Here is a 7,855-nt window from a genome sequence, read left to right on the forward strand (position 1 = left end):
ATGCTCCCGCTTCAATTCAATAACCGTGTTGCACTCAGATCCTGCAACCAGCCTTCGTATGACCAAGTAGGAGTTGAACTGCTCTCAGGTTCTTCGTCCTGCGATAGATCAATGAAGCCTTGGTTCTCCTTAGCGTGTGAGTTCCGTATGTAGTTGGATCAAGGCCAATGGTGGTTACCCAAGCTTTCACTATTCGAGCGTATTGCCTGGTGGAAAGATGGTCCGACGCGTGCAATCGGCTCGGGAACAAGAAGTCCTCGCTGCGGAGATGCGCCTGGTGCATCCAAGCCTCCAGAGCTGTTCGAGTTTGCTCAGTGATTTCAAATTGCACTGGGTGATGAGTTTTTTGCTGCATCACGATGGCCCGTGACGAAACATGCTCTCCATGGGCGATGTCTCGAACTCGCAACTTGGTTAGGTCACAGGCACGCAGCTTGCTATCAATGGCCATGTTGAACAGTGCCAAATCACGCGTTTTCTCAGCCAGCTGAAGCCTTACGCGGATAGCCCAGATATCTCTAACTCTAAGCGGTGCTTTCTGCCCAACAAGCTTTCCCTTGTTCCAAGGCTGATGGCGGTATGTAGCAATAGTGTTCATGGCTCGTCCTCCACGTTGAGAGGAGAACAAGGGTGGATCAGCCATAATAGCTGGTGGTCGCTATTCGACCCTAAGCTGACGGTTGCGACCGGCAGAAATCGGCCAGAAGCAGCCTCTCAGTGGAATCAACAGCATGGGTTTCAGCAATACCTAGTCATCTGTACTGAAAGGCCATTCAGGGAGTTGTTACCATAGCGGCGACCATGCCAAGCAAAGACAGCATTTTTAGTCTAGGTCTTCGGCTTCAAATATCTCTCTTTGCTCAGTAATAACGTCAAGAGCACGATAAAGCATTTTGTGAATTTTCAAATGTTCAATTCGCTTAATTTCGCCCCTAGTAACTGAAGCCTGGTCAACGTAGCACCAGATATACGTATCCATAGCCCCAGTTTTCACTCCAACCGCACCTACCCTATACAAACAAGAAAGTAAGCTTGACAGAACGTCAGACTCCTTAACACCTTGGCCATCGTAGTATTTTTTCACTACAGCTACGCATGGGTCAGAGGTATCATGATCATAGAGCGCCAACATAACATCTTCCAGTCTTGCATCTTTAATCATTGAGCGGGTGAAAGTTGCTTTTAAACCACGGAGAATTTCTATCGCATCTTCAAAAGATGGGTAAACCTCACTCCATTCTTCTTTCAATGATTTTAAACGTTTCTCTGAATATTGCGCTTCAGCCGCAAACAGAGACCTCCAAGAGATACGTTCACGATCCGCAGCGATAACAAAGCTCTCGTTGACGAACTGTAATATGTCGCGCGGGCGTCGCAAGGTACGTTCAACAATAAACTCCATTGCAGTTTGTCCTCCTCCCTTACGGGCTTTCGGAAAAACATCGTCGAAGTGCACCAATTGCTTAGTGTATTGACTCTTGAAGACCTCGTTTATTCGCAATTCTATTAGACGTGCCAACTCCTCAGGGGACCATCTTAGCTCAAGGAGATATGATTCATATTTCTCCTCTTGAAATCCCGAGTCGCGAGTCATGTCAAATACTAGAACCAGCAAGTCCTTCCGCAACGCTGCTATTATTTTCGTCTGCCGGATTCGGCGAAACGTTTTAATTTCCTCTATTAAAGCTCGGATAAACCGAACCCTAGTCTCTGTGCTGGCCCATTCCTCGTCCAACTGGTCAATTAGTATGTAAAATCTTTTCTGAGGATCATCGAAGGAATGTTCAGCCAGCAAGTCTAATACTTCGTTAAGCTTACGTATCTGTAAACCGTTAACCACAAGACTGGCGCGCTGCTTTATTTCGACTCTGTCTTCATCAGATAGTTTTTTTGCACCATCTAGCGAGAGAGTAATATCGGCGTACTTGGCGCCTATTGAACTTTTTGTATCAGATTCCAGCTTGTTTGTTATTATCCTGAGCTGTTCATCTGTATCTAGCCAAAAGCGGTCTCCCCACTCACTAAAGTACTCCAGCGCTTTCTTCCTAGTTACATCCCTGTTAAATTTACTGACAAGCCCATCGATAAAGCTTCTGCTTTCAAACTCATTTTTTATATCATACCTGAGCTTCAGAAACTCCACAGTTAGTACATGGCGCCATAACAACTTATAAAAAAGATCAAGATTTATATTCAGTGCGCAAAAAAAACTGAATAATATCGGAGTATTCTAAAAATCGGACAGAAATATCGTTAGGATCAAGTTTGACAACTTTTTGAGCCATGGATTGAATCTTATAAAGTAAAGCGCTTTTACCCGATCCAGTACGCCCCAAAATTATTGACTCAGGAGAGTCTACATCCATTAGCCGGTTCAAATAGCCGTTGTCGACGAAGCACCGGTTCAGCAGGTCAGCGTCGCCCTCCGCATCAAGAGCACCCACCTTCAAGTTTCGTGTTATTTTCAGACTTTTATCGTCCATTTTAATCCTTTAAAATTTTACAAAGTTTGGAGGAGCATGAGCGGAGCAGACCAAGCCAGACCCGAAGATATCATTTTGCCAATGCAAGTAAAATGCGCCGATTGCCCAGATTCCGCTTCAGTGAGGGGGGGCGGCTGACCCTCTTTCAGCAGGGCGGGTTCATCATCGATTGTCTGAAACTCATTGGTCCAAATCAGCTCCCCGACAAAAAGCACTGTTACGCATGGCGCGCCAGTTCATGTGGGACTCGCGGGAAGCAGGACTTAGCCAAAACGGTCAATCAATTGATCGTCGCTAGCAACATTTTCACGGTTTAAGCTCCGCCGTCCGCTGGTCGGCATCATTTGCTGCTATTGAAGAACGCAGGCGCGGCGGGGCAGCTTTTGCCGATTGTTGTCTGTCTCGAAGGGCAGTAGTCAGCTACTACCGGACAGATGCTTGCCGTTAACGGGTGTGACGCGAACGAAGCCCTCCATTAAGACTAAGACGAACATCGTCGTTGCAGTCATCATAGCTTATGACTCTTCGATCAATGCGCAAAACCTTCAGCGATTTGTATTAGCAACTCCTCGACTTGGCGAGCACCGGGCGTAGTTGTGAGCATAGTGATTGAATCTTTTCCTGAAAAACGATTCTTGGGTTTCGAAAGCCACGAGCGTGCTTTTTCTTGGTTCCCAAACACCACTTCCGCCATAGCCAAGATATAGGCATTTCTAAATAGGCGGTCACTCTCATCTATCGTGAGTTTTTGCCCCCATGTCAACCTGGAACTGAGTGTCTTGTGAGGGATGATCTGATCACGTTGTTGCGGGGGGACTTTGCCTAGCTCGCAGAAAATATTGATCCGGTCGGCTGAGAAGCCTGCGTTGATCATCTCGTGGATGTCCGAGTCTGAAGCATCAATGGGGACATTAAGAAATTCTGACAACCGGCTGCGGAAGGCACGATGAAAATCATCGTTCAGTATTTCGGCAAGCATGACGCACCTCAATGGTTCGAGCTTTGCCATTTAGTATCCGGCACATCCGTATCGCATGAAAGCGCGCAGATTTTTACGGCTGGTTGCGCATGGATCATTTCGAACTGGAGAGGCTGGGAGTAGCCCAGTCACTAGAAACGTTCGGTCGGCAACAAAAACCGATAGAGATAGCTAGCTCGTGCTTGTTGGCTCAGTCGCTTGCAGCCAGATCAGAAGCAAATTCGTGGAGAGACAGCGCTTCAGGCAAGAGGAATTGAGGCTCACACTCCAATACGGTGGCTATGCGATATAGTTTTTCCACGGTGATGTTGACTTCACCGCGCTCAATACGCCCCATATAGCTACGATCAACACTGCAAGAATGCGCCAAGGCATCTTGGGAAAATCCTTTGGCCTTCCTTTGTGTTCGTATTCTGTCGCCCAATGCCTTTGCAAGCTGATGCATAACCGCCTCGGTTCCCACTGAGGCGGCACTATCGTGCGTTTGCGGATGAATCAACCACGGATTATAATCCGCATTTTGACTGTTCCGCGAATTTCCCTCTCAGGTGCCTGCATGAAACCCGATTTATTCATCCTCGACAGGCGGCTCTACGACCTGTTTCAGCAGGGGCATCTACGTCAGTTTACGACTCAGGACCTACGTGACGCATACGCTGCTCACCTAACGGGTATGAATTTCAACAACAGCGACTTGCGTCGATATGTCTATGAACAGATCCGACGCATGCTGCGTACCGGATGGGTCATTCAGGATGAAAACCGACAAAAGCGGGGGCAGATCTATCACTGGCAAAGCATTCCGGCGAACCTGCAGGTGGAGCTCATCGATAATGGGTACGAAAGTAGTGCTAAACCGGTGATTAAACCCATGGAACAGCCATTACAAAGCCCATTACAAAGCCCATTGCAAAGCATTGACCCAGAGCGATCAAGTCCAGATGTGATCGAGCACTTAGAATCCATACTTAAAGAGATTCGGCTCGACTTCCTGTCTTCGATGGGAGAGGCGGAGCGGTATAAGCAGCTGCTCGATGAAATGCCGCATCTGAGAGACCAAGTTGAAAGCGAGTATCTGGAAGCACGAGACCGAAGCTCTCGTCTTTTAGGGCATCTCCGAGCGGTCGAAAAGACGCTCAAGACAGTCATGTCCGCGCGATGAAAACACCGCCGAGAAAATGGCAGAGCCAATGTATTGAAATTGCGCTTGAGCATTACAGAACGACACCGCATTTCTTCTGTCAGGCAACGCCCGGGGCGGGGAAAACTCGCATGGCCGCAGAACTGGCTCGACAACTGTTGGAGCAGGGCAAGATTGATCTCGTACTCTGTTTTGCCCCGTCATGCCAAGTCGTTGATGGCTTTCGCACTACGTTCTCTGCTGTGTTGGGGAGGCGCCTTGATGGACTTATCGGTGCTGTTGGTACCGCAAGTACGTACCAAGCCATGGAGCATCAGGATGCGGCCTTCTGGAAGCTTTTCGATGACTACCGTGTGTTTGCGGTGTTCGACGAGATCCATCATTGCTCAGGATACGATCCGCTTTTGAGCAATGCTTGGGGGCAACAAATTCTTTTGAAGATGCAGGACCGGGCCGCCTTTACTTTGGCTCTATCGGGTACGCCTTGGCGCTCCGATGATAGAGGCATTGCTCTGGCTCGGTACTCCAACCCAGAAGGCCGATTGATTTGTGACTATCGATACGGCCTCAAAGAGGCGATTGCTGACGGAGTTTGTCGGTCACCTCGCATTGTACTGCTGGATAATCAGATGCTGAGACTTCAAGAGGATTTCGCGAACGACAGTTCCGTTAAGCTTTTTCCCAGCATCGCTAAGCTACTGCGCGAGTCACCGGTTTCATATGAAGACTTGATTTGTCATGAGGAAGCGCTCAACCAGTTGCTCGACTTGGGGAGCAGGAAACTCGATGAAGTGCGCATGCTAAAACCGAATGCCGCGGCCTTGGTTGTCGCCACGAATATTGAGCATGCTCACCAAGTCGCTATGGCGTTGAAGGACAAGGGTGAAAGCTTCCAGGTCGTAACCACCAGGACTCCGGACGCGCAACAGGTAATCAACGGGTTCAAAAATAGCGACTGCCGTTGGATTGTTGCGGTGGGCATGATCAGCGAGGGTACGGATATTCCCCGGCTCCAGGTCTGCTGCTACCTAAGTCGAATTCGTACTGAACTGCACTATCGTCAGGTGCTGGGAAGAGTCCTTCGGCGTATGGGTGAGATTGACGATCAAGCTTGGTTGTTCGTCTTGGCGGAGCCGACGCTAAAACGATTTTCTCAGCGCATTGCCGATGATTTGCCGGAAGATTTGGCTGTTGTTTGCGCTGTAGGTGCAGTTGTACCTGAAGCTTGCCTCATCGAAGGTGAATTGGATTGTTCCGTGAACAGCCATCTTGGGAGCCCAGTAAGCTCAACACCTACCGCTACAGCGCAGAATTTTTTACCGCATGTCGATTTGCCCCATACATCGACTTATCAAATTAGCTTTTCGAAGAATTATCGTCAGCAACTGCTGGCCGTTTTCTGATGTAGATCTTATCCATTACGAGGTCATATTAACTCGCTCCAGTTGAGCGAACGGTCTGTCTCCGTTGGAAGCTATCGTGCATCTTTCCGCTGAATCAGCTATCTGGCGCTTTTCTTTTACGCAGATGAAGGAGGGAAGTAGTTGCTTGTGGCCAGTGGGGCAGAAAGGCGTTTCTCGTCAAGCGCGTGAGGGGATGGTAATGAAAGGTAGGCGGAAGGCGACAACATCGAAATGGGCCATGAAGTTTCAATTTGAAACAGAGGCCCGGCGGAGACTGTCTGCTAGATCCGAAAAAGCGTCAAATCGTTTTCTTGATCTCGCTTTGCAATTGGATTCAGCGCACGAGCCGCTAGGCAGACTCGCCGGGCCGTCAATCCGCCCCAAATCTTAGTGATCACCAAGCATGGGAAAGCGGCTTGCTCCTAATTTCGCCAAAAGGAACAAAGAGATGGAGAGGAGGGAATGTTAAATAGGAAAAAATCCTCGCCCCATGAATGTGACGTTCCGGAACGGATGGCAATCGGGAATGGCGGCAAGCCGATATAATCTATCCATGAGTAACTCCTGACACCTCAGCCAAGGCTGCGAGCAGAAGTTTGCCGGCATCGAATAAAAGAATGTCCTGCGGTCGACACCCTCCAATGTATGCATTGCTAGAGGCGAACCAAAATGCGATTCCCCACCCATCTTTCTTCGTTCTCAACACATCGAGTATTGTCTTTACGTGAGATACCGGCCTGTGTCCACTACCGTCCTCGAAGGCATAGATTGGAAACAATGGGTAGCCTGCGTGCTCAATAGAAAAAATATGTCCTCCAGCTTCCCACTCATTTAAAGCCGAAATAGGTGACACAGGAGATAGGCCGAGTCGTTGCGCAATTTGGTCCGGTGGGAAAAAGTCTCCACTGTCTAGGATGGATTTCTTTGCCTGTTCAAGCATTTGCTGCTCACGTAATAAAATATCCCGACGCACAGCCATAGTAGGATCCTGTGAGCAAAAAAATACGATCCACCATTTGATATATTCGGTCAACAGCGGGTCCAGATTTGCACTGATGTTTGCCCATCATGAACAGTGGGAAAGGGTCCAAGGTATCAGTCGGATCGCGATACACACGATTAAAAGCACATCTTTTGCGGTGCGCCCGACGGAAACTGCATGAATTCTGTCCTGAGTCGACCACAAGTCCACGTATTCTGTGTTTTTGAATTTTTGACCGCTAAAAGTGGGCAAATTGTCCAAGATTTGGGTCAGTGCGGGGTCGTTCTCATTTCTAATGACACCGCTCTCATTTCTAATGATCACCTAGGCCTCGCCACAAAGAACCTTCCCCACAGGGGGGAATAGGAGGCGTCTACGTAGAACTACGTAGACGCCACGTACGTAGTAACGCGGATTTATTTGTGGACGGCATGCGCGGATATTGGGCCAGCTCCGCACAGCGGACACAATTATAAAAATTACCGCCGCAGTCACGAGCTGTCGGCAGGAGACCCTCTATGCCCCGTCTGGCTAAACACCTCGCCTGGTTTGCCGTGGCTGTCCTGGGAGCGTTTGCGCTGAGTGTCGTGGCCCTGCGCCGCGGCGAAGCGATCAACGCCCTCTGGATCGTCGTCGCAGCCGTCGCTATCTACCTTGTTGCCTACCGCTACTACGGCCTGTTCATCGCCAATAAAGTGATGCAGCTCGATCCCAATCGAGCGACCCCCGCCGTGCTCAACAACGATGGCCTGGACTACGTACCGACCAACAAACACGTACTGTTCGGTCACCACTTCGCGGCCATCGCCGGCGCGGGGCCTTTGGTTGGCCCGGTCCTGGCGGCGCAAATGGGTTACCTGCCCGGCA

At 49.4% G+C, this 7,855-nt stretch carries 9 protein-coding genes; 3 read left to right on the top strand and 6 right to left on the bottom strand.

Going from position 1 to position 7,855, the window contains the following annotated elements; genetic code table 11:
• Nucleotides 1–34: 34 nt before the first annotated feature.
• The 5 genes from HNQ83_RS30510 to HNQ83_RS30525 all read right to left on the bottom strand — a co-directional run bounded on the left by HNQ83_RS30510 (nt 35) and on the right by HNQ83_RS30525 (nt 3,907).
• The gene (locus HNQ83_RS30510) at nt 35–598 is read right to left on the bottom strand and encodes a tyrosine-type recombinase/integrase (RefSeq protein ID WP_175392557.1); all 564 of its coding nucleotides are present in this window, start codon (nt 596–598) and stop codon (nt 35–37) included.
• Nucleotides 599–823: 225 nt separating this feature from the next.
• Nucleotides 824–2,143 carry a P-loop ATPase, Sll1717 family gene (locus HNQ83_RS30515; protein WP_256669349.1) on the bottom strand — a complete coding sequence of 440 codons (1,320 nt, stop codon included), beginning with the start codon at nt 2,141–2,143 and terminating at the stop codon, nt 824–826.
• 37 nt (nt 2,144–2,180) lie between these two features.
• On the bottom strand, nt 2,181–2,483 hold the full coding sequence (locus HNQ83_RS31410) for a zeta toxin family protein (protein WP_256669350.1): 303 nt from the start codon (nt 2,481–2,483) through the stop codon (nt 2,181–2,183).
• 529 nt (nt 2,484–3,012) lie between these two features.
• On the bottom strand, nt 3,013–3,462 hold the full coding sequence (locus tag HNQ83_RS30520) for an antitoxin Xre/MbcA/ParS toxin-binding domain-containing protein (protein ID WP_175392561.1): 450 nt from the start codon (nt 3,460–3,462) through the stop codon (nt 3,013–3,015).
• A 190-nt stretch (nt 3,463–3,652) separates the two neighbouring features.
• Complete coding sequence (locus HNQ83_RS30525; RefSeq protein ID WP_175392558.1) at nt 3,653–3,907, bottom strand: helix-turn-helix domain-containing protein; 255 nt, start codon at nt 3,905–3,907, stop codon at nt 3,653–3,655.
• A 111-nt stretch (nt 3,908–4,018) separates the two neighbouring features.
• Here HNQ83_RS30525 and HNQ83_RS30530 point away from each other — a divergent pair, with 111 nt between their 5' ends.
• Together HNQ83_RS30530 and HNQ83_RS30535 are read left to right on the top strand one after the other, a co-directional pair.
• Nucleotides 4,019–4,624, top strand: coding sequence for a hypothetical protein (locus tag HNQ83_RS30530; RefSeq protein WP_175392559.1), 606 nt, complete (start codon nt 4,019–4,021; stop codon nt 4,622–4,624).
• Complete coding sequence (locus tag HNQ83_RS30535; protein WP_175392560.1) at nt 4,621–6,006, top strand: DEAD/DEAH box helicase; 1,386 nt, start codon at nt 4,621–4,623, stop codon at nt 6,004–6,006. The genes HNQ83_RS30530 and HNQ83_RS30535 overlap by 4 nt, the downstream gene beginning before the upstream one ends.
• Nucleotides 6,007–6,553: 547 nt before the next feature.
• Here HNQ83_RS30535 and HNQ83_RS30540 read toward each other — a convergent pair.
• On the bottom strand, nt 6,554–7,039 hold the full coding sequence (locus HNQ83_RS30540) for a hypothetical protein (RefSeq protein WP_256669351.1): 486 nt from the start codon (nt 7,037–7,039) through the stop codon (nt 6,554–6,556).
• 467 nt (nt 7,040–7,506) lie between these two features.
• Here HNQ83_RS30540 and HNQ83_RS30545 point away from each other — a divergent pair.
• Nucleotides 7,507–7,855: carbon starvation CstA family protein (locus tag HNQ83_RS30545; RefSeq protein ID WP_306159213.1), on the top strand; the 349-nt coding region annotated here is incomplete at its 3' end.

Origin of the sequence: Pseudomonas sp. C2B4 (assembly GCF_013359695.1) — a bacterium.
Taxonomy (GTDB): domain Bacteria; phylum Pseudomonadota; class Gammaproteobacteria; order Pseudomonadales; family Pseudomonadaceae; genus Aquipseudomonas.